This window comes from Sulfitobacter sp. EE-36 (assembly GCF_000152605.1).
GTDB classification, from domain to species: domain Bacteria; phylum Pseudomonadota; class Alphaproteobacteria; order Rhodobacterales; family Rhodobacteraceae; genus Sulfitobacter; species Sulfitobacter pontiacus.
This window is the reverse complement of sequence record NZ_CH959310.1, coordinates 2,691,887-2,712,704: the sequence shown is the minus strand read 5'-3', so window position 1 is coordinate 2,712,704 and position 20,818 is coordinate 2,691,887. Positions and strand designations below refer to the sequence as shown.

At 62.6% G+C, this 20,818-nt stretch carries 18 protein-coding genes; 5 read left to right on the top strand and 13 right to left on the bottom strand.

All coding sequences use genetic code 11. From position 1 onward, the window contains the following. Positions 1–34 precede the first annotated feature (34 nt). The 3 genes from EE36_RS15720 to EE36_RS15710 all read left to right on the top strand — a co-directional run bounded on the left by EE36_RS15720 (position 35) and on the right by EE36_RS15710 (position 3,312). Positions 35–1,996 carry a heme lyase CcmF/NrfE family subunit gene (locus tag EE36_RS15720; RefSeq protein ID WP_005853864.1) on the top strand — a complete coding sequence of 654 codons (1,962 nt, stop codon included), beginning with the start codon at positions 35–37 and terminating at the stop codon, positions 1,994–1,996. Beyond that, positions 1,993–2,463, top strand: a complete 471-nt coding sequence (locus tag EE36_RS15715; protein WP_005853863.1) for a cytochrome c-type biogenesis protein — start codon at positions 1,993–1,995, stop codon at positions 2,461–2,463. The genes EE36_RS15720 and EE36_RS15715 overlap by 4 nt, the downstream gene beginning before the upstream one ends. Before the next feature lie 72 nt (positions 2,464–2,535). Then, the gene (locus EE36_RS15710; RefSeq protein ID WP_005853861.1) at positions 2,536–3,312 is read left to right on the top strand and encodes an enoyl-CoA hydratase-related protein; all 777 of its coding nucleotides are present in this window, start codon (positions 2,536–2,538) and stop codon (positions 3,310–3,312) included. A gap of 5 nt (positions 3,313–3,317) precedes the next feature. Here the strand turns inward: EE36_RS15710 and EE36_RS15705 are convergent, their stop codons facing one another. From EE36_RS15705 to gltX, 3 genes are all read right to left on the bottom strand, one after another. Then, the gene (locus EE36_RS15705) at positions 3,318–3,611 is read right to left on the bottom strand and encodes a hypothetical protein (protein WP_005853859.1); all 294 of its coding nucleotides are present in this window, start codon (positions 3,609–3,611) and stop codon (positions 3,318–3,320) included. 363 nt (positions 3,612–3,974) lie between these two features. Then, on the bottom strand, positions 3,975–5,270 hold the full coding sequence (gltA, locus tag EE36_RS15700) for a citrate synthase (protein WP_005853855.1): 1,296 nt from the start codon (positions 5,268–5,270) through the stop codon (positions 3,975–3,977). 114 nt (positions 5,271–5,384) lie between these two features. Further along, a complete protein-coding gene (gltX, locus tag EE36_RS15695) occupies positions 5,385–6,785 on the bottom strand; it encodes a glutamate--tRNA ligase (protein ID WP_005853853.1) in 1,401 nt (466 codons plus the stop codon). 126 nt (positions 6,786–6,911) lie between these two features. On the opposite strand from gltX, the gene EE36_RS15690 reads away from it, so the two are divergent. Further along, positions 6,912–8,960 (top strand): ComEC/Rec2 family competence protein, encoded by a 2,049-nt coding sequence (locus EE36_RS15690; protein WP_005853851.1) that lies wholly within the window; start codon positions 6,912–6,914, stop codon positions 8,958–8,960. Positions 8,961–8,966: 6 nt separating this feature from the next. On the opposite strand, the gene lexA is transcribed toward EE36_RS15690, so the two are convergent. The 7 genes from lexA to EE36_RS15655 form a co-directional block, all read right to left on the bottom strand. After that, entirely contained in the window at positions 8,967–9,665 is a 699-nt protein-coding gene (gene lexA / locus EE36_RS15685; RefSeq protein WP_005853849.1) for a transcriptional repressor LexA, read from the bottom strand. 62 nt (positions 9,666–9,727) lie between these two features. After that, positions 9,728–10,900 (bottom strand): gephyrin-like molybdotransferase Glp, encoded by a 1,173-nt coding sequence (glp, locus tag EE36_RS15680; RefSeq protein ID WP_005853847.1) that lies wholly within the window; start codon positions 10,898–10,900, stop codon positions 9,728–9,730. Beyond that, a complete protein-coding gene (gene moaC / locus EE36_RS15675; RefSeq protein ID WP_005853845.1) occupies positions 10,897–11,370 on the bottom strand; it encodes a cyclic pyranopterin monophosphate synthase MoaC in 474 nt (157 codons plus the stop codon). Before moaC ends, glp begins: the two co-directional genes overlap by 4 nt. Beyond that, the gene (gene trpC, locus EE36_RS15670; RefSeq protein ID WP_005853843.1) at positions 11,370–12,194 is read right to left on the bottom strand and encodes an indole-3-glycerol phosphate synthase TrpC; all 825 of its coding nucleotides are present in this window, start codon (positions 12,192–12,194) and stop codon (positions 11,370–11,372) included. The genes moaC and trpC overlap by 1 nt, the downstream gene beginning before the upstream one ends. Continuing rightward, on the bottom strand, positions 12,191–12,859 hold the full coding sequence (locus EE36_RS15665) for a uracil-DNA glycosylase (protein WP_005853841.1): 669 nt from the start codon (positions 12,857–12,859) through the stop codon (positions 12,191–12,193). The genes trpC and EE36_RS15665 overlap by 4 nt, the downstream gene beginning before the upstream one ends. Beyond that, complete coding sequence (gene trpD / locus EE36_RS15660; protein WP_005853840.1) at positions 12,856–13,875, bottom strand: anthranilate phosphoribosyltransferase; 1,020 nt, start codon at positions 13,873–13,875, stop codon at positions 12,856–12,858. Before trpD ends, EE36_RS15665 begins: the two co-directional genes overlap by 4 nt. Then, positions 13,872–14,453: an aminodeoxychorismate/anthranilate synthase component II gene (locus EE36_RS15655; protein WP_005853838.1), complete on the bottom strand. Its 582-nt coding sequence runs from the start codon at positions 14,451–14,453 to the stop codon at positions 13,872–13,874. Before EE36_RS15655 ends, trpD begins: the two co-directional genes overlap by 4 nt. Before the next feature lie 158 nt (positions 14,454–14,611). Here EE36_RS15655 and EE36_RS15650 point away from each other — a divergent pair, with 158 nt between their 5' ends. Further along, positions 14,612–16,318 carry a divergent polysaccharide deacetylase family protein gene (locus EE36_RS15650; RefSeq protein ID WP_005853836.1) on the top strand — a complete coding sequence of 569 codons (1,707 nt, stop codon included), beginning with the start codon at positions 14,612–14,614 and terminating at the stop codon, positions 16,316–16,318. Between the two features lie 65 nt (positions 16,319–16,383). Here the strand turns inward: EE36_RS15650 and EE36_RS15645 are convergent, their stop codons facing one another. The 3 genes from EE36_RS15645 to EE36_RS15635 are packed head-to-tail and all read right to left on the bottom strand — an operon-like array spanning position 16,384 to position 20,795. Beyond that, positions 16,384–17,424 carry a succinylglutamate desuccinylase/aspartoacylase family protein gene (locus EE36_RS15645; RefSeq protein ID WP_005853834.1) on the bottom strand — a complete coding sequence of 347 codons (1,041 nt, stop codon included), beginning with the start codon at positions 17,422–17,424 and terminating at the stop codon, positions 16,384–16,386. Positions 17,425–17,426: 2 nt separating this feature from the next. Next, positions 17,427–18,938 carry an anthranilate synthase component I gene (trpE, locus tag EE36_RS15640; RefSeq protein WP_005853832.1) on the bottom strand — a complete coding sequence of 504 codons (1,512 nt, stop codon included), beginning with the start codon at positions 18,936–18,938 and terminating at the stop codon, positions 17,427–17,429. 12 nt (positions 18,939–18,950) lie between these two features. Further along, on the bottom strand, positions 18,951–20,795 hold the full coding sequence (locus tag EE36_RS15635; protein ID WP_005853830.1) for a peptidyl-prolyl cis-trans isomerase: 1,845 nt from the start codon (positions 20,793–20,795) through the stop codon (positions 18,951–18,953). Between the last annotated feature and the right edge of the window lie 23 nt (positions 20,796–20,818).

The following is a 20,818-nucleotide window of genomic DNA, read 5'->3' as shown; positions in this document are numbered from 1 at the left end:
GGTATGGGGCGGTGCTCCGCTCTATGATCGGGGTATGATTACAGAGCTCGGACATTTCGCCCTTATCCTCGCCTTCGGCGTTGCCATCGTTCAGATGGTCGTGCCCCTGATTGGTGCCCATAAACGCTGGCCCGGTTGGATGGCCGTGGCAGAGCCCGCCGCCGGGGCGCAATTCGCCCTGACATTGCTGGCGTTTGGGGCGTTGATGTGGGCCTTTGTCACCTCTGATTTCTCGCTGCGATTGGTGGTGTTGAACAGCCACTCGATGAAGCCGCTTTTGTATAAAATCAGCGGTACTTGGGGCAATCACGAAGGCTCAATGCTGCTGTGGGTGCTCATTGTGTCGCTATTCGGGGCGATGGCCGCGTGGTTCGGGGGCAATCTGCCGCCGACTTTGCGGGCGCGGGTTCTTTCTGTGCAAGCCGCAATCGGTGTGGCGTTTTTTGCCTTCATCCTGTTCACATCCAACCCGTTCTTGCGGCTGGCGACGCCACCTTTTGACGGGCAGGATCTGAACCCGCTGCTGCAGGATCCAGGGCTCGCCTTCCACCCGCCGTTTTTGTATTTGGGGTATGTCGGCCTTTCGATGACCTTCAGCTTTGCCGTTGCCGCCTTGATCGAAGGGCGGATTGATGCCGCTTGGGGCCGGTGGGTGCGCCCTTGGACCTTGGCGGCGTGGGTGTTTTTGACGATCGGCATCGCGCTCGGGTCGTGGTGGGCCTATTACGAACTTGGCTGGGGCGGGTTCTGGTTCTGGGATCCCGTTGAAAACGCTAGCTTTATGCCCTGGCTTCTGGCGGCAGCGCTGCTTCATTCCGCCATCGTTGTGGAGAAACGAGAAAGCCTGAAAAGCTGGACGATCCTGCTTGCGATCCTGGCTTTTGGCTTCTCGCTGATCGGGACGTTTATCGTCAGGTCTGGGTTGCTAACCTCGGTCCACGCCTTTGCGAATGACCCCGAACGCGGCGTGTTTATTCTGATGATCATGGCGTTTTTCATGGGTGGAGCGCTGGTTCTGTTCGCGGCGCGCGCCAGCGCGTTAGAGGCGAAAGGCGTGTTCAGCATGGTCAGCCGAGAGTCGGCTTTGCTGGTAAATAACGTGCTGCTCGCCGTTGCCTGTTTCGTCGTGTTCATTGGCACGATGTGGCCCCTGCTGGCGGAAATGTTCTTCGACAGAAAATTGAGCGTTGGCCCCCCGTTTTTTAACGCCGCCTTTACACCTTTCATGATTATGCTGGGGCTGATCCTACCGATCGGGTCGGCGATGCCTTGGAAGCGTGCGGTGATTTCGCGGGCGCTAAAGCCGCTACGCTACGCTTTTGTATTGGCGATTGCGATTGGGGGATTGGCCTACGCGATGCAGTCGGGGCGTAGCTTACTGGGTCCGCTCGGGTTGTTCTTGGGGGCGTGGATCGTGATGGGCACCGTGGTTGACCTATGGGGGCGCACGGGGCGCGGTAGTAATCGGCTGCGCCGGCTTGGGCGGTTGCCGCGCGCGGATTGGGGCAAGATGGTGGCCCACGCCGGCCTTGGGGTGACCATGGCGGGGGTGGCTGGCCTGACGGCGTGGTCGATTGATGATATCCGCGCCGTTCCGCTGGGGGACTCCTACGATGTGGGGCGCTACACCGTGCAGTTGGACGATGTCACCCAAGGCCAGGGTCCGAACTATACGGCGACGACCGGCAGCGTGACATTGTTCCACGACGGGGAAGAGATTGCGCAGTTACGACCGGAGAAACGCTTTTATCCCGTGGCGCAGATGCCCACGACCGAAGCGGCGATCGACTATAATCTGCTGCGCGATGTCTATGTCGTGATCGGGGATGAACAGGCAAATGGTGGCTGGGTGGTGCGCACTTATGTCAAGCCGCTGACCAACTGGATTTGGATCGGCTGCGCGCTGATGGCTCTTGGTGGCGTGTTAAGTCTTTCGGACCGGCGCTACCGCGTTGCGGCAGGGGCGGCGAAAACAAAACCGGTGCCTGCACAATGAGAGCGCTGATCCTCGCCCTGATGTTGCTTGTAGCATCTGTGCTATCGGTTGCGCCGACCTGGGCCGTGCAGCCGGACGAGGTGCTCTCGGATCCTGCGCTTGAACAACGCGCGCGGAGCTTGTCGAAAGGGTTGCGTTGCCTTGTGTGCCGCAACGAAAGCATCGACGAAAGCAACGCCAGCCTTGCGCGCGACCTGCGTATCCTGCTGCGCGAACGTCTGGTGGCCGGCGACAGCGACGAAGAGGCGGTCGCTTATATCGTCGACCGCTATGGTGAATATGTCCTGCTCAACCCGCCCGCGCGGGGATCGACCTGGGTGTTGTGGGCGGCGGGGCCGCTGATGCTGTTGATTGCGGCGGGGGTCGGGGTTGGCTACCTGCGCGGTCGTGCGAAGGCACCGTCCGCGGAACAGGCCCCGCTTAGCGCGCAAGAACAGGCGCGGCTGGACGACATTCTGAAGCGATAACGCGGGGTTTCACTGGCGGTGGCCTGTCGTATGGGTAAGGTGCGGGGGAAATCTAGATGAGGAACCCGTGCCATGGACTATCAAACCCTGACCTATGAACTGACCGACGGGCTGGCCGTGGTCACCATGAACCGCCCCGACAAGATGAACGCGCTGACCACGCAAATGCGGGCAGAGATCGAGCACGCGTTTACCCAAGCGGGCAAAGACGCGCGTTGTGTGGTCATCACCGGTGCCGGTCGTGCGTTTTGCACCGGTCAGGATCTGAGCGACAGCAGCAGCAAGGGCTCGCTGGATCTGGAACGCACCCTGCGCGAGGAATATGGCCCCATGCTGCGGGCGATCACAAACTGTCCTGTGCCAACGATCGCCGCGGTCAATGGTCCTGCGGCAGGGGCAGGGGCGAACCTTGCACTGGCTGCGGATGTGGTCTTTGCGACGGAATCTTCTTATTTCCTGCAAGCATTTACGCGCATTGGTCTGATGCCCGATGCGGGCGGCACCTATACGTTGCCCCGCCAGATGGGCACGGCCAAGGCTATGGGCGCGGCCTTGTTCGCGGATAAAATCTCTGCCCGTCAGGCGGATGACTGGGGGATGATCTGGGAAGCCGTGGCCGATGCCGCCTTTGATGCCCATTGGCGTGCCAAGGCGGCGCATCTGGCGCAAGGTCCGACCGCAGCCTATGCTGCTGCCAAGAACGCCATTCGTGCCAGCTGGGACAACACGCTGGAGGATCAGCTGTCGCTAGAGGCGCAGGAACAAGGGAAATGCGGGCAATCTCGTGATTTCAAAGAGGGCGTGATGGCCTTTATGCAGAAACGCCCCGCGAGCTTCGAGGGCCGCTAATCCCGCTAGACCGAGCGTTCGACCAGCAACACGTCATCGGGGTTGAGCGTCGGACGCGAGGCGCTGGCAACCACAGCCACCGCTATCCCGTCGGCGAGCACCGTGTGCACGCTGCCGGACACTTGCTTGACCGTGATCCGCGGCGGCGTCTGGCCCTTGTCATAGACCACCGCGATCTGGTCACATTTCTGTTCGATATCATGCACGAACGATCCCTGCGGCGCGGGGTGATGCCGTGCGGTCTTGCAGCTTAGACTGGTCGCGTTATCCCATTGAAGGCGAGGCCGAGGGTCGTTCATCCGGTCATCCTTTCCGCGGGGGGCAGCGGGCGTATTGGGGTCTGCTGTGCATCGCACAGGGTAAACCTGCGCTGAATTGACGATGAATCTGGGATGATCGGGGCAGTTGGTCAATCAATTTTGACCATTATGCCCAGCTTGGAAACAACAACACAAAACTGCCATATTTCGGACCCTATGGTTTCGAAATGGGGAAAAGTGAGTTGAAACAGTGGGCTGGAAAGAGGCGCTTTGATCACGGGGCGCTTTTGGGCGGGCTTTCAGGTGATTCTCTTTGTCCTGCGTTCCAAGCAGCAGCAGCCCGCCCTGAAACGCAAAACGCCCCGCCGTGAGGGCGGGGCGTTTTGACTAATGTACTGACATTCAGCGCTTTTCGATATTCACATAGTCGCGTGGTGTTTCGCCAAGATACAGCTGACGGGGACGCCCGATTTTCAGTTGAGGATCGCTGATCTGCTCTTTCCACTGCGAGATCCAGCCAACGGTCCGTGCCAGCGCAAAGATCGGCGTGAACATCGACGTGGGGAAACCCATCGCTTCGAGGATGATGCCCGAGTAGAAATCGACGTTCGGGAACAGCTTCTTCTCTGCAAAATACGGATCTTCCAGCGCCTGTTTTTCAAGCTCTTTCGCGACCTGCAGGATCGGGTTGTTTTCGACACCCAGCAGCTCAAGCACTTCGTCCGCGCTTTCTTTCATCACGGTCGCGCGTGGGTCGTGGTTCTTGTAGACGCGGTGACCAAAGCCCATCAGGCGGAACGGGTCGTTCTTGTCCTTGGCGCGGGCGATGAATTCAGGGATGCGGTCCGGTGTGCCGATCTCTTTCAGCATTTCCAGACACGCCTGGTTCGCCCCACCATGCGCCGGCCCCCAAAGGCAGGCGATGCCAGCAGCGATACAGGCAAAGGGGTTCGCCCCGGAAGAGGACGCCAGACGCACGGTCGATGTCGATGCGTTCTGTTCGTGGTCCGCGTGCAGCGTAAAGATGCGGTCCATCGCACGGGCAAGGATGGGGTCGACGACATAATCCTCGGCAGGGACGGCGAAACACATGCGCAGGAAGTTACCGGCATAGTCTACGTCGTTGCGCGGATAGATGAACGGCTGACCGATGGTGTACTTATAGGCCATCGCGGCAATCGTCGGCATCTTGGCGATCAGACGGATCGTTGCCACTTCGCGCTGGTGCGCGTCGTTGATGTCGGTGCTGTCGTGGTAGAAGGCAGACATCGCGCCCACAACGCCGACCATGATCGCCATCGGGTGTGCATCACGGCGGAAACCACGGAAGAAGTTAATCATCTGCTCGTGGATCATGGTGTGGTTGGTCACCAGATTTTCGAACTCTTCCAGCTGCGCGGCAGAGGGCAGTTCGCCATACAGCAGCAGGTAGCACACTTCGAGGTAGTGAGATTCGCTGGCCAGTTGGTCGATCGGATACCCACGGTGCAGCAACACGCCTTCGTCACCGTCAATGAAGGTGATCGTGCTGTCACAGGCCGCTGTCGAGGTGAAGCCAGGGTCATATGTGAACACATTCGCCTGAGAGAACAGCTTGCGGATGTCCATGACATCCGGGCCCGCCGACGGGGAATAGATCGGCAGTTCAAAGCTGTTCCCGTCGATGGTCAACGTTGCGGATTTTGTACTTTCGGCCATGAAGTCCCTTCCTATCGTTTTATCGACGTGCGTTATGCCGTCGACTGGGGAGATACCGAAACGGTCCGCCCCTCAGTTATTGTTGAGCATATCAGGAATATGCTTTTGCATATCTTAGATAGCCGCATCGTTTAAACGGGCAAGGCTTTCGTCACGCCCAAGTACCAGCATCATATCGAAAACTGATGGGGTTGCTGCCCGCCCGGCGAGTGCTGCGCGCAGCGGCCCCGCCAGTTTGCCGAATTTGGTGTCCCGAGCGGCGGCAAAGCCGTTCAGCGCCTCCTCCAGCGTTTCTCTGTCCCAAGTAACATTCTGCAACTGCGGCGTCAATTCAGTCAGCATACCACGGGATACATTGTCCAAGTGCTTGTCTGCCTTCTCGTCCGGCTGGATGGGGCGTTCGGCGAGGATAAATTCAGCTTTTTCAAGAAGATCAGGGAATTTCTTCGCGCGATCCTTTAGGCAATACATCGCCCGCTCCAACCCGTCAGCTTGCGCTTTTGTGAGCGCGGGCAGACCGGCAGCGGTCAAATAGGCCTCGATCTCGTGCCGCAATGCAGCATCATCCGCCGCGGCGATGTGCTGCCCGCAGATGTTTTCCAGCTTCTTGAGGTCGAATTGCGCGGGGCTTTTGCGGATACCGTCCAGATCGAACCATTCTTGCGCTTGGGTGTCGGTGAAGAATTCGTCGTCCCCATGGCTCCACCCCAGACGGGCGAGGTAGTTGCGCATACCGGCCGCGGGAAAGCCCATGGCCTGATATTCCTGCGCGCCCAAAGCGCCGTGACGTTTCGACAGTTTCTTGCCATCCGCGCCGTGGATCAGCGGGATATGCGCCCAGACCGGCACGTCCCAGCCCATGGCGTTGTAAATCATCATCTGGCGCGCGGCATTGTTGAGGTGATCATCCCCGCGGATCACATGGGTCACGCCCATGTCGTGGTCATCAACAACAACGGCCAACATGTATACGGGGCTACCGTCCGAACGTAACAGCACCATGTCATCAAGCTGGTCATTCCCGATCACCACGTCGCCCTGGACCGCGTCGCGGATGACGGTTTCGCCCGTCAGCGGGGCCTTGATCCGTACGACATAGGGGGCGTCGGGGTGCGTTTCGGGCGCGGCGTCACGCCAGGGTGATTGGTACAGGGTGCTGCGCCCCTCGGCCTTGGCCTGATCCCGGAACGCGGCGATTTCTTCTTGCGAGGCAAAGCACTTATAGGCCTTTCCTTCGGCAAGCAGTTGCAGCGCCACCTCGGCGTGGCGGGGTGCGTTTTCGAACTGGCTGACCACGTCACCGTCGTGATCCAGTCCCAGCCACGCCATGCCCTGCAGAATCGCTTCGGTTGCCTCGGGGGTGTGGCGCTGGCGGTCGGTGTCTTCGATACGCAGCAGGAATTTACCGCCCCGACCGCGCGCATAAAGCCAGCTGAACAGCGCCGTCCGCGCGCCGCCGATGTGCAGATAACCGGTAGGAGACGGGGCGAAACGGGTAACGACAGGCGTTGTCATGGGCGGAGGATCCTTTGCAGCAGAAGTTCACGGAAAACGCCCGTTCGGGGTGCCGTTTATCATTTGCTAACTCCTTTGGAGATAGCGTCCCCGACTATCTACCCAGTGCAGAGAACGGGGGCAAGTATGGGGCTGTTGTCCTATATGGCGCAGAGCATGCGCGCACAGCGGGGGCATCTGATCGGCTGGGTGCCGGTGTGTCTGGCCGTGGGGATCGGCAGCTATTTTGCGCTGCGGGCCGAGCCTTCGCTGACCGTCCTGCTTTGGGTCGCGGGCGGGGCGGCGCTGCTGGGGGGTGCGGCCTTTCTAGCGGGCGAGGTCGCGGGGCCCGTTTTGTTGGGCGCGGGCTTGGCGTTGGTCGGTTTTGATTTGGCGGCGTGGCGTGCCCATGCTGTCGGCGGGCCGGTGCTGGGGTGGCGCTACTACGGTCCGATCGCGGGGCGCGTCGTGGCGGTGGATCGCAGCCAGTCCGACGCCTTGCGGCTGACGCTGGATCGGGTTGTGCTGGAACGGGTGTCTGCGCCTCGGACGCCGCTGCATGTGCGCGTGTCCTTGCACGGCGACAGACGCTTTGACGCGGATATCACGCCGGGGTTGGGTGTGATGACCACGGGGCATCTATCGCCGCCAAGCGGCCCGGTCGAGCCTGAGGGCTTTGATTTCCAACGGCATGCATGGTTCGCGGGCTTGGGTGCTGTGGGGTATAGTCGCACCCCGTTACTGGCGGCGACACCGGCTGAGGCGGGGCATGGCGGGCTGGCGGTCTTTCGGGCGCGCATGGCGGCCTCGGCCCGGATTCAGCGGATCTTGCCGGGTGATATCGGCGGGTTTGCCACGGCGATCACCACCGGCGACCGCAGCGCCATCAGCCAGGACGCGCTGCAGGATCTGCGCGCCAGCAACCTTGCGCATCTATTGGCGATCTCGGGCTTGCACATGGGGTTGCTGAGCGCGGTGGTCTTTGGCGCGTTGCGGATCGTGCTGACGTTGGTGCCGTGGATCGCGCTGCGCTGGCCCACGCGCAGTATCGCAGCGGCAGGGGCGCTGGTGGCGGCCAGCGGCTATCTGCTGTTGTCGGGGGGTAATGTCGCAACCGAACGCGCGTTCATCATGGTCGCCGTTGCCCTTGGCGCGTTGATCATCGGGCGGCGGGCGCTGACCCTGCGGGCCGTGGCGATTGCAGCGACGATCGTATTGGTCTTGCGGCCGGAGGCATTGACGGGGTCGGGGTTCCAGATGTCCTTTGCCGCCACCACGGGGTTGGTTGCGATCTTTGGCTGGTTGCGCAACGCCGAGGTCTCGCTTGGGCCGAAGTGGCTGGCACCGGCTGTGGCGACGGTGATTTCCTCGGCTGTGGCGGGGGGCTTTACCGCGCCCATCGGGGCGGCCCATTTCAACACGATTGCGCAGTATGGCTTGGTCGCGAACCTGCTGTCGGTCCCGCTGATGGGGATCTTGGTGATGCCGGCCGCCGTGGCGGCCTTGGTCATGGCTCCGCTGGGGCTAGAGTGGATCCCCCTGCAGGTCATGGGCGCAGGGTTGCGCTGGATCTTGCTGGTCGCGCAAGGCGTGGCAGAGATCGACGGGGCGCAGGGGCATGTGGCCGCCCCCGGCCCTTGGGTGCTGCCGCTGCTGGCGCTCGGGTTTTTGTGGCTGTTGCTGTGGCAGGGCTGGTTGCGGTTTGCCGGTTTGGGGGCCGTGATTGCTGCGGGGGTATTGTGGCACGGTGCAGAGCGTCCGACGGTACTGATCTCTGACACCGGCAGTCTGGTGGGGGTGATGACCCCCACGGGCCGTGCGCTGAGCAAGGCAAAAGGCGCAGGCTTTGTCGCGCTCAACTGGCTGGAGAATGACGGCGACGGCACCGATCAGGCCCGGGCCGCCGCGCGTTGGCCCACAAGGCCAAAGATCGGGGGGCGAGAGGTGATCCACCTGTCCGGCAAGCGCGCGCGCGCGGCGTTCGGGGCGTGCCGTGCGGATCAGATCATCGTGCTGTCAGTTGTGCCTGAACCGCCGCTGACGGGCGGCTGCGATGTGTTTGAGCCCGACCGGTTGCGATCCACGGGGGCAGTCGCACTCACCCTCTATAAGGGGCGGGTCACCATGCAAACGGCCCGCCAAAAGGCGGGCACGCGGTTGTGGACTGCATGGCCCAAGGACAGGCCGCCGCGGTAGCAAGCGTCAGTAGGTGCGGATCAATCCGACCAGACGTCCCTGTACCTTGACCTTATCCGACGGCAGAACCCGCGTTTCATAGGCGGGGTTAGCGGCTTCCAGCGCGACAGAGCTGCCGTGACGGCGGAATTTCTTGAGCGTCGCCTCGTGGTCTTCGACCAGCGCAACCACGATATCCCCATCATCCGCGACAGAGGTTTCGCGGATGATCACCACGTCGCCATCGTTGATCCCTGCGTCGATCATGGAATCACCCTGCACCTCCAAAGCGTAATGTTCGCCGCTGCCGCTGATCATCCCGCCGGGGACGGCGACGGATTGGGTCATGGTGCTGATCGCCTCGATCGGGACACCGGCGGCGATCCGGCCCATCATCGGCACATCAAAGGACGACGCGCTGACCGGCTGCGCGGCAGAAGGGGGCGGACCATCGGGGCGGTCGCCGTCAATCACGCGCGGGGTAAAGCCCGCACCGGAAAGGCTGCCCAAGCTATCGGGCAGTTTCACCACCTCTATCGCGCGGGCGCGATGCGCCAGGCGGCGGATGAATCCGCGTTCCTCCAGCGCTGTGATCAGACGATGGATGCCGGATTTGGACCGCAGATCAAGCGCTTCTTTCATCTCGTCAAAGCTGGGCGGCACGCCGTCGCGCTGCACACGTTTGTGAATAAAGGCCAGCAGATCGAGTTGTTTCTTGGTCAGCATCCGGACATTCCCCGTTTCTATTTGGGGTTTGTTCTAGGGATGTTCCTGTTTTGTGTCAACCGTCAGAGGGGAATACAGCCTATGATCTCTCCGGCTGTGCGGGCCCCATCTTGGGGCGGGCGGACCATCAGGACATCGGCGCGCGACAGGATACCCAGCAGCGAACTGTCCTGATTGTCTTCGGGCAGGACGGCACCGTCACGGAGCATCGCACGCATATAATGTTCGCGTGGCCCATTGGCGGGCAGATCGACGCCAAGCGGCAGATCGATCCGTGCGGCGGGCGCGGCGGGCAGGCCTAGCATCTTGCGCAGCACCGGCACGACAAAGACCGTCCCGCAGACCATGGCCGACACCGGATTGCCGGGCAGGCCGATCATTGGGACATCACGCAGCCGCCCCGCCATAAGAGGTTTGCCGGGGCGCATCGCGACTTTGTAGAAAGACTGGTCCATCCCCATTTGGGCAGCGACGGGGGCGACCAGATCGTGGTCTCCGACAGAGGCACCGCCGATGGTGATGATCAGATCGGCATCCTGCGCCATGGTGAAGGCTTGGGTCAGCGAGGGCACCGTGTCGCGGGCAATCGGGATCATGCGGCACTGCGCGCCATGTTGTTCGAGCAGGGCGGCCAGTCCATAGGTGTTGGAGGCGATGATCTGGTCGGGGTTCGGCACCTCGCCGGGTTGCACCAGCTCGTCCCCCGTGGCGATGATCGCGACGCGTGGTTTGGCATAGACCGGCACCGTCGCCACATTCATCGACGCCAGCAGCGCGATATCGGCAGGGCGCAGCAGGCGCGGCGCATCCATCGTGTCGCCTGCATGGAAATCCCCACCGGCGGGGCGGATATTGGTCTTGGGGCCGATGTCATGGCCCAGCATGATCAGATCGCCGCGACGGGTCGTATCCTCTTGGATCACAACGAAATCAGCCCCTTCGGGGACAGGGGCACCGGTAAAGATGCGCACGGCCTGACCGGCCTTGACCACTCCGTCAAACCGATGGCCCGCCGCCGCTTCGCCGATGACCTTGAACATCGCGTCGGGCTCGACCTCTGTCTGGCGCAGGGCATAGCCATCCATAGAGGAGGCCGCGAAAGGCGGCTGGGTGCGGGTGGCAACACCATCGCGCGCCAGCACACGGCCCGCGGCCTGACGCAGCGGGACCGATTCCACTTCGGTGGCGGTGACGAGATCAAAGAGATGCGACAGGGCGTCGCTGACAGAGATCATTCTGCCTCGTATCGGCCCGATTTGCCGCCGTCTTTCAGCACGACCCGCAGGCCGCCGATCTCCATGCCTTTGTCCACGGCCTTGGCCATGTCATAGACGGTCAGCGCGGTGACAGAGGCGGCGGTCAGCGCCTCCATCTCGACGCCGGTCTGTCCGGTGGTCTTGACGGTCGCGGCAATGCGCAGGCCGGGCAGGTCGGCATCGGGTGTCAGTTCAACCGACACTTTGGTGATCGGCAGAGGGTGGCACAGCGGAATCAGATCGGCGGTGCGTTTTGCCGCCATGATCCCCGCCAGACGGGCCACACCCATGACATCACCCTTTTTGGCGCGGCCCTCGGTAATGATATCAAAGGTTTCGCGCAACATCTTGATGTGGGTTTCAGCAATGGCCACCCGCGACGTCACGGGTTTGTCCGACACGTCGACCATATGCGCGTCACCCTTACCGTCAAAATGCGTGAGCGCCATTACATGCCCCCCGGCCGCAGCGGTGTGGCCAGCAGATTGCGGGTTGCGACCTCTACATCGTCTTGACGCATCAGGCTTTCCCCGATCAGGAACACCCGCGATCCGTATTTCGCCATATCGGCCAGATCGTCGGGCGTGTTCAGCCCGCTTTCCGATACGATCATCTTTTCCACATCCACATGTTTCGACAGGCGGCGCGTGGTATCAAGCGTCGTCTCGAAGGTTTTGAGGTTGCGGTTGTTGATCCCCATCATGCGGCTTTTCAGCACGGCGGCGCGGTCCAGCTCTTCCTTGTCATGCACCTCGATCAGCGCGTCCATGCCCCATTGGGCGGCGGCGTCCTCAAGCTCGATCGCTTGGGCATCGCTGACAGAGGCCATGATGATCAGGATGCAATCGGCCCCAAGCGCGCGGGCTTCGGCGACCTGATAGGGGTCGTACATGAAATCCTTGCGCAGCACGGGCAGGGTGCAGGCCTCGCGGGCGGCGACAAGATATTCCTTGGCCCCCTGAAAGCTGGGCGTGTCCGTCAGCACCGACAGGCAGGTCGCGCCACCCGCGGCATAGGCAGCGGCCAGTGTAGCGGGGTCGAAATCGGCGCGGATCAACCCTTTTGACGGGCTTGCTTTTTTGACCTCGGCGATCAGCCCGTACCCCTCGCGAGAGGCGTCGAACAATGCGTCGGCAAAGGGGCGCACGGGCGAGGCGGCGCGCGCCTCTGCCTCTACGGCCTCAAGCGGTTTGGCGGCCTTGTCGGCGGCGATCTCTTCCAGCTTGTAGGCTTTGATCTTGTCTAGGATGGTGCCAGTGTTGGTATCGGTCATGATCTCTCCGGTGTTGCCCAGTTTATGGCCGCTTGGCCTTGGGCGTGCAACCAGTCATTGCAGCGCGAGAAGGGGCGTGACCCGAAAAACCCACGCCGCGCGGACAGGGGCGACGGGTGCGGGGTTTCGAGTTTGAAGTTCGGTCCCCCGTCCACATCCCGCGCGACTTTTTGGGCATGCGCGCCCCACAGCAAATACGCGCGGGGACGGTCGGCCAAGCGGCCAAGAATTTGCGTGGTCAGCTGCTGCCAGCCCAGTTTCCCATGGCCGCCTACGTCCCGCGCAGGCACGGTCAATGTTGTGTTCAACAACAGCACGCCCTGATCCGCCCAGAACCGCAGATCGGCATCCGGTGGGCAGGCGCCGATGTCATCCACCATTTCCTTATAGATATTGGACAGCGAACGGGGCAGCGGTTTGATATCGGCGCTGGCGGAAAAGGCAAAGCCGTGGGCATGGCCGGGGGTGGGATAGGGATCTTGCCCCAGGATCACCGCGCGCACCGCGTCGGGCTGGGTATGTTCCAGCGCGGCGAAAACCTGCGGTCGGGGCGGCAGGGTCTCGCGCGGGTCCGCGGCCAGCGCGGCGGCGATGCCGGGCAGGGTATCGTCAAAGAACGCAAGGTCGCGCCAGGCCCCGAGGCGCGACAGGTCAAAACGGCTCATGCGGTCTGGGTGATCCGCGCGACTTGGGTGATCTTGTCACGGGCCGCACCGCTGTCGATGCTGTGGCGCGCCATCTCTACCCCCGCTTTCAGATCGGGCGCGGCATCGGCCACGACCAGCGCCGCCGCCGAATTGAGCAAGACCGCATCGCGGTAGGCCGATGGGGTTCCGTCCAGCAGCGCGTTGAAATCACGTGCGTTTTCTTCGGGTGTGCCGCCGACAATATCCTCGAACGGATGGACCGGCAGGCCCGCGTCTTCGGGCGTGATCTCGAATTCGGAAATGGTGCCATCAGGGTTCAGCGCGGCGATCCAGCTGGTGCCGGTGATCGTCAGCTCGTCCGTCCCGTCGGAGCCATGCACAAGCCACGCTTTATCAGAGCCAAGCGCGCCAAGTGTTTCGGCCATCGGGCGGATCAGATCGCGGCGATAGGCCCCGGTCAGCTGCCGTTTGACGCCCGCAGGGTTGGTCAGCGGGCCGAGGATGTTGAAGATCGTGCGTGTGCCCAATTCGGACCGTGTGGGCATGACATGGGCAATCGCGGGATGGTGCATCGGGGCCATCATAAAGCCGATGCCCGCATCGCGCAGGGCGGCCTCGACCACCTTGGGCCCGACCATCACCTTGAGCCCCATCTGCGTCAGCGCATCCGCCGCACCGGATTTGGACGAAAGGTTGCGGTTGCCATGTTTCGCTACCACGACGCCCGCGCCGGCCACGACAAAGGCCGTCGCGGTAGAGATATTCAGCGTGCCCTTGCCATCGCCGCCGGTGCCCACGATGTCCATCGCGCCCTCGGGGGCTGTGACAGGATTGCATTTGGCGCGCATGACATGGGCGGCGGCGGCATATTCATCCACCGTCTCGCCACGGGTGCGCAGGGCCATCAGGAAACCACCGATCTGGCTGGGGGTCGCTTCGCCCTCGAACAGGATCTGGAACGCGGTCTCGGCCTGATCGCGGGTCAGCGGGCCATTGGCGGCCGCATCGATCAGAGGTTTCAGAGCATCGCTCATGCGGGCACCTTTACGTTGTTCAGGAAGTTTTGCAGCATCTGGTGACCGTGATCCGAGCGGATCGATTCCGGGTGGAACTGCACGCCATGCAGCGGCAGGTCACGGTGTTGCAGGCCCATGATCGTGCCGTCCTCAAGCTCTGCCGTGATCTCAAGACAGTCGGGCAGGGTGGCGCGGTCAACGATCAGCGAATGATAGCGTGTCGCGGCAAAGGGCGATGGCAGCCCCGCAAAGACGCCCTGACCCTTGTGGTGCATCATGCCCATCTTGCCGTGCACAATTTCGCCCGCGCGCACGACCTTGCCGCCGAACGCCTGACCCAGCGTCTGATGGCCAAGGCACACACCCAAAAGCGGCGTGCTTGTTTCGGCGGCGGCTGCCGTCAGCGCAAGGCAGATGCCCGCTTGATCCGGGTCGCAGGGGCCGGGCGACAGGATGATCCCCGCGGGGTTCATCGCCATCGCGGCCTGCACGTCGATCTGGTCGTTGCGGCGGATTTCGACTTCGGCCCCGAGGTCACCCAGATAGTGTACGAGGTTGTAGGTGAAGCTATCGTAGTTATCTATCAAGAGCAGCATGCGGCAATTCTTTGTATTGGGGCAGGGTTTAGGGCTAGAGGAACCGTGCAAAACCACGGTATAATGTCCGCTGATACATGTTCAGGGTTAAGACCTATCGTCAAGGGCAGCAGGCCGGAGAGCCGCGCGAACCGGAACAAAAACAGGAGCGATCATCTATGTCACGCGGGTTTATTGGCGGCATCCTTATTGGTGCGGTATTCAGTGTCGGCGTCGCCGGTGTCGCGTCCTTCATGGTACCTATGGGGCCCGCGCCCTTGCAAGACACGCCTGTGCCAAGTGACGCGCCTGACGCAGAGCGCGCGACCAACGCGGCCGATATTGCGGAACCCCCGGTAGTAGCGGCTGATGAAACGCCCGTGACGGCGGCTGAGGACACTAACGAGGATGTGATCACGCCAGAGCCGGAGCCAGTTGTCGAAGCGCCTGTCGTCGAGGCGCCTACCGTTGAACCAGAGCCCGAGACTGTGCCGCGAGCCGAGGTCACACCAGAAGTAGAAGCACCGGTCACGCAAGAGGCTGTGCAAGATGCACCTTCAGAGGACGCGCCGGATGTCGCGGCAGCACCTGAGACGGTAGAGGCTGAACCACAGCCCGAGCCAGAGCTCGCCCCAACGCCGCAGCCCGCGCCGCAGATCGCGCAGGATGTCGACGCGACAGCTCCCGTGACCGTGCCCGATGCGGCTGCACCGAAGATCACGCTTGATGATCCTGTTTTGCCCAATCCGATGGCGCTCGCACCGATGGAACCGACCGAGCCGGATGCGCTTGGCATCGAGACCCGGACAGCACCGCCCGTCACCGCCGACGAAAGCGTCGACACCCCCGTGTCGCCCACGCCGGACACCACCCCCGTGTCGCCCACGCCGGACACCACCCCCGTGTCGCCCACGCCGGACACCACCCCCGTGTCGCCCACGCCGGACACCACCCCCGTGTCGCCCACGCCGGACACCGAAGTCGCCACCGCGCCAAGCGCGCCCGACGCGCGACCCGAAGAAGCCCCTGCCGATGTTGTCTTTGGCGCGCCCGAGCAACGCACAGACGGGCGGCCCACAATCGGCACCCCTGCGGCGATCACCTCTGAACGGGATACGGGCGTGACGATCAACCGCCTGCCGAACGCCCAATCGGGCGAACAGACCGCCCCCGAGGCGCAAGCCACCGCACAAAGCCCCGCTATCACCCGTTATGGCCAGCCTTTCGCGAATCCTGATGACAAACCGCTGATGAGCGTCCTGTTGATGGACGTGGGCAGTGATCTGCAAGGGGGCGAGGTCGGTATCGCCGCGCTGCGCAGCTTTCCCTATCCGCTGAGCTTTGCCGTCGACGTCAGCCTGCCCGACGCGGCAGAGCGCATGCAGACCTACCGCAACGAAGGGTTCGAGGTGCTGGCGATGGTTGACCTGCCCCAAGGCGCGCAGCCAAGCGATGCAGAGACCACGCTGGCGGTCGCCTTCTCGCGCATGCCCGAGGTGATCGGCGTGCTGGAAGGGCAGGGTGCCGGGCTGCAACCCGACCGTGCGACAGCAGATCAGGTGACTGCGATCCTTGGGCAGGGGGGCTATGGCCTTGTGACCCAGGACAAGGGGCTGAACACGATGCCCAAGCTTGCGGTGAAAGAGGGCGTGCCCGCTGCACCTGTGTTCCGCGACTTTGACAGCAAGGGGCAGACGCCCACCGTGATCCGACGGTTCCTTGATCAGGCCGCGTTCAAGGCGGGGATCGAAGGGTCGGTGATCATGATGGGGCGGATGCGGCCCGAGACGATCTCGGCGCTGTTGGTCTGGGGGTTGCAGGACCGTGCCAGCCAAGTCGCACTTGCCCCTGTCTCAGCCGTGCTGAAAAACGCCACGCCTGAATGATCTACCGGTAAAGCCGTCAAAACCTGCGCGCTGCGCGGGCTTCGACGTGCCTGGATGTGATTTGCCTAGATAATCTCGTCTTCGTCGAACAGTGGGTCGCTTTCGAGCTGCGTGATCATATCCTCGACCGTGTCTGCCACCGCCTTGGGCAGCAGCTTTGCCAAGTGGAAGACCGCGTCGCCCTCGTTCACCACGGGTAGGATCGCGCGGCCGATCAGGATACCGTCATGGGGGGCGATAATATCCTCTTCGGTCTTGCCGAACGGGTCAGAGACTGTCGCCAGCGCGTCGCCCTGTTTCACGGTCTCCCCCTCGGCCCTGAAGGTGCGCAGCAGCCCACCCACGGGCGCGCGCAGCCAGGTCGAGCTTGAGCAGACATGGGACTGCCTGCGCGAAGGGGCGATGCCCTTGGCCGGCAGCATGTCTTCGGCATGCATGACCCGCAAGATACCCGCAACGCCCGCGCGCACGGCCATCTCGTCAAAGCGCAGCCCTTCGCCCGCCTCATACAGCAGCACCGGCGTGCCCTTGGCGGCGGCGACCGCGCGCAGCGATCCGTCGCGCAGGGGCGAGGTCAGCACCACCGGTGCGGCAAAGCTGGCGGCCATGCGCCGCGTCACCGCATCTGATGGAGATATCCGCACCTGCGGCAGGTTGGTCCGGTGGATCGCGGCTGAATGCAGATCGATTCCGAAATCACAGCGCAGCACCACGTCGTTCAGAAAGATATGCGCCAGCCGTGACCCCAAAGACCCCGACGGGTGCCCCGGAAAACAACGGTTCAGATCGCGCCGGTCCGGCAGATAGCGTGACCGGTTCAGGAACCCGAAAGAGTTCACCACCGGGATCACCAGCAGCGTCCCCCGCAGGGATTTCAACTGCGGTGCGCGCAGCAGACGGCGCACGATCTCGACCCCGATCAGCTCGTCCCCGTGAACAGCGGCGCTGACAAACATTGTGGGGCCGGGGCGCTTGCCGTGGATCACTTCAAGCGAGAGCCCGACAGGCGTGTGGTCCGGCAGGATCGAGATCGGCAAGTCGATCTGTGCCCGAGTGCCGGGTGCCACGTGTTGACCCGAAATCTCGAACGGGGCTTGGGTCGGCATCCTCAGCTGTTCCCTTGACCTGCGAAGCGTGCTGCATCGGCCGCCGCACGGCGGATCGCGTCGGATTTATGCACCGTCTCCATATACTCCGCCTCTGCGTCGCTGTCATAGACGACGCCGCCACCGGCCTGAATGTACAGGGTCTTGTCCTTGATGACGGCAGTGCGCAGGGCGATGCACATGTCCATGTCGCCGCCCGCGCTAAAGTAGCCAACACCGCCGCCGTAGAGGCCGCGTTTCTCGGGCTCCAGCTCGTCGATAATCTCCATCGCGCGGACCTTGGGTGCGCCTGACACTGTGCCCGCAGGCATCCCCGCAAAGAAGGCATCCAGCGCATCGCGGTCTTCGCGCAGCTCGCCCACAACATTGGACACGATATGCATGACGTGGCTGTAGCGTTCGACGATGAATTCCTCGGTCGGGCGCACGGTGCCGATCTTGGCGACCCGGCCCACGTCATTGCGGCCCAGATCAAGCAGCATCAGATGTTCAGCCAGCTCTTTCTGGTCGGCCAGCAGATCAGCCTCCAGCGCGCGGTCTTCTTCCGGCGTGGCCCCGCGACGACGGGTGCCTGCAACGGGGCGGATCGTGATCTCGTTGCCGAAGACGCGCACAAGGATCTCGGGCGAGGCCCCGACGACGTGGAAATCACCGAAGTTGAAATAGAACATGAAGGGCGACGGGTTGGTCCGGCGCAAACTGCGATACAGCGCAAAGGGCGGCTGAGAGAACCCCTGCGCCCACCGTTGCGACGGCACCACCTGAAAGATGTCGCCCGCCACGATATATTCGCGCGCTTTTTCTACGGCGGATTTATAGCCTTCGCGGGTGAAATTGCTGACGGGGGCGGATTCTTCGTGGGCGTCACCCAGATCACGGCTGGTGCCGGGCATCGACCGTTCCAGATCACGCACCGCATCCATCACGCGTTCGGCGGCTTGGGCATAAGCGGCCTTGGCCGATTGCCCGTCAGACACCCAAGCTGGCGACACGATCGTGACCTCGCCCTTGACCCCGTCGAGCACGGCAATCACCGAGGGGCGCACCATCATCGCATCGGGCAGCCCCATGGGATCGGGGTTCACATTCGGAAGATGCTCCACCAGCCGGATCATATCATACCCCAGATATCCGAACAGCCCGGCGGCGGCTTGCGGCAGGTCATCAGGTAGGTCGATCTTCGACTCCGCGATCACCGCTCGCAAAGTATCCAGCGGATCCCCCGCAACATCGTCGAAGGCATCTACGTCATAGCGTGCCGAACGGTTGATGGCCGATGTGGTGCCCTGACAGCGCCAGATCAGATCGGGCTTCATCCCGATAATCGAATAGCGCCCGCGGACCTCGCCGCCGGTCACAGATTCCAGCACAAAGGCGTTCTGTGCCGCACCGGTGAGCTTGAGCATCAGCGAAACAGGCGTGTCCAGATCGGCAGCCAGACGGGTGTAAACGATCTGGTTCTTGCCCGCCGCATAGCCTGCGGCAAAGCTGTCATAATCGGGTGTCAACGACATGGGAGACCTAACTTAGGGGAAGTTCACGTGGACGGCGTTGATCGCCTGCTGATCGACACGCGGTGCCGTGCGGCGGATCACGTCGTCAGAGAAAGCGGCGAAAAGCGCTTGCGACAGCTGGTCATCCAGCTGGGTGGCGATCTGGGTTTTGACCTGCGTCATCCGGTCATTCTCGCCCGCGTCCTTGATGCTATCAAGACGGACAAGCGCGACCTCATCGGCACCTTCCAGCAGTTCGACCTCGCCGGGGGTTGCGTCAAACACAGCGGCGATGAACCCCTGCGGCGCGGCGCTGACCACGGCGTCGCGGGTCTGGTCGGTCCCGGTCTTGGGCTCCAGCCCCAGCTCGGCAAAATCAGCGCCATCGGCAAGCTCGGCCTGCAGGGTCTCGGCCTTGACACGCAGGGCGGTGATCAATTGTTCGTTCTGCCACGCCTCGGCCACGTCTGCACGGGCGGCGTCAAACGGGTTGGGGCGTTCCTCTTTGGTGCCATCAAGACGCATGGCAAAAACGCTACCGTCATCCAGCTGCTGGATCTGGGGGAAGTCGCCTTCGGTCAGACGTGTCGCGGCCTCGCGGAAACCGGCATAGGCGGCGATGCTTTCGCTGCTGTCCTGCGTCCATTCGATGGTGCTGAGGGTCATTTTGCTTTCCTCGGCGATCTGTTCCAGCGTGGCACCACCGGCCAATTGGTCATCCAGATCTTGGGCGCGGACCTCAACCAGACGGGCCGCGCGGTCCGCGGCAAGGTCTTGCACCAGCGTCGGGCGGGCTTCTTCGAAGGTGGTGTTCAGCGACGGCAGCACACCGTTCACACGGAACAATGCAGGCCCGAGGTTACTGGGCAGCGGGCCGACAATATCCCCCACTTTGGCAGCAAACACGGCGTCCCCTGCGGCACCCAACTGTTGCTGGCTCAGATCGCCAAGATCCACATCCGACAGGGAAAGCCCACGGTCCGCGACCAGCCCCTCAAATGTATTGCCATCCACCTCGAGCGCGGCGGCAGCCTGATCGGCGGCCTCCTGATCGCGGAAGACCAGACGTTCGACCAAGCGGCGTTCGGGCTGGATGTATTCATCCGCGCGGTCGTCATAGGCGGCCTGCAGCTCTTCGTCGGTCAGCTCTACTTCGTCCAGCAGATCCTGCGGGCCCATGGTGATATAGCTGATGGTCTTGCTGGCGGGCAGAATGAACTGGTCGGCGTTCTCGTCGTAATAGGCCTGCAACTGCGCATCGGTAGCGTCGGGCAGGGGCGCGTCCAGATCATCTTGCGTCAGTTTAGCCCAGGTAAAGCTGCGCTGCTCGCCCACATAGGATACAAGCGTGTCGGCATAGGCGTCGGGCATCGCAACCCCGCCGGTGATCGCTTCCTGCAACAGGGTGCGGCCCGCTTCCTCGCGCAGCGATTGTTCGAATTCATTCTCGTTCAGACCGGCCTGCTGTAGGGCAAAGCGATAGCCCTCGCGGTCGAAATTCCCGTCAACGCCTTGAAACGACGGTATTTCCACAACGCGTTCGCGCAGGTTTGCGTCGCCGATGGACAGGCCCATCTCGTCGGCCTCATTGTCAAGCGCGCGCAAACGGACCAGACGTTGCAGCACGGCACGGTCTAGCCCGATGGCTTGGGCCTCTTGAAAGCTAAGCTGTTCGCCGGACTGGCTTTCGATGGCGCGGATCTGCTGCTGCAGCTCGCGGGCGTAATCGTCGACCGAGATAGACTTGTCGCCCACTTCGCCGACAGTGCGTGCGCTGCCGTTCAGATTCACCGCGCCAAAACCGCCCAGACCCAGGATCAAAAGACCCATCAGCCCCCATACTGCGGTTTTCGTAAAGCTGTTGCCTTTGGCTTTCATGGTGTCATCCCTTAAACGCACGT

Bases quoted from the DNA above. Each gene is read 5' to 3' on its own strand.
- EE36_RS15720 (WP_005853864.1), top strand. From the start codon at position 35: ATGATTACAGAGCTCGGACATTTCGCCCTTATCCTCGCCTTCGGCGTT.
- EE36_RS15715 (WP_005853863.1), top strand. From the start codon at position 1,993: ATGAGAGCGCTGATCCTCGCCCTGATGTTGCTTGTAGCATCTGTGCTA.
- EE36_RS15710 (WP_005853861.1), top strand. From the start codon at position 2,536: ATGGACTATCAAACCCTGACCTATGAACTGACCGACGGGCTGGCCGTG.
- EE36_RS15705 (WP_005853859.1), bottom strand. From the start codon at position 3,611: ATGAACGACCCTCGGCCTCGCCTTCAATGGGATAACGCGACCAGTCTA.
- gltA (WP_005853855.1), bottom strand. From the start codon at position 5,270: ATGGCCGAAAGTACAAAATCCGCAACGTTGACCATCGACGGGAACAGC.
- gltX (WP_005853853.1), bottom strand. From the start codon at position 6,785: ATGACAACGCCTGTCGTTACCCGTTTCGCCCCGTCTCCTACCGGTTAT.
- EE36_RS15690 (WP_005853851.1), top strand. From the start codon at position 6,912: ATGGGGCTGTTGTCCTATATGGCGCAGAGCATGCGCGCACAGCGGGGG.
- lexA (WP_005853849.1), bottom strand. From the start codon at position 9,665: ATGCTGACCAAGAAACAACTCGATCTGCTGGCCTTTATTCACAAACGT.
- glp (WP_005853847.1), bottom strand. From the start codon at position 10,900: ATGATCTCTGTCAGCGACGCCCTGTCGCATCTCTTTGATCTCGTCACC.
- moaC (WP_005853845.1), bottom strand. From the start codon at position 11,370: ATGGCGCTCACGCATTTTGACGGTAAGGGTGACGCGCATATGGTCGAC.
- trpC (WP_005853843.1), bottom strand. From the start codon at position 12,194: ATGACCGATACCAACACTGGCACCATCCTAGACAAGATCAAAGCCTAC.
- EE36_RS15665 (WP_005853841.1), bottom strand. From the start codon at position 12,859: ATGAGCCGTTTTGACCTGTCGCGCCTCGGGGCCTGGCGCGACCTTGCG.
- trpD (WP_005853840.1), bottom strand. From the start codon at position 13,875: ATGAGCGATGCTCTGAAACCTCTGATCGATGCGGCCGCCAATGGCCCG.
- EE36_RS15655 (WP_005853838.1), bottom strand. From the start codon at position 14,453: ATGCTGCTCTTGATAGATAACTACGATAGCTTCACCTACAACCTCGTA.
- EE36_RS15650 (WP_005853836.1), top strand. From the start codon at position 14,612: ATGTCACGCGGGTTTATTGGCGGCATCCTTATTGGTGCGGTATTCAGT.
- EE36_RS15645 (WP_005853834.1), bottom strand. From the start codon at position 17,424: ATGCCGACCCAAGCCCCGTTCGAGATTTCGGGTCAACACGTGGCACCC.
- trpE (WP_005853832.1), bottom strand. From the start codon at position 18,938: ATGTCGTTGACACCCGATTATGACAGCTTTGCCGCAGGCTATGCGGCG.
- EE36_RS15635 (WP_005853830.1), bottom strand. From the start codon at position 20,795: ATGAAAGCCAAAGGCAACAGCTTTACGAAAACCGCAGTATGGGGGCTG.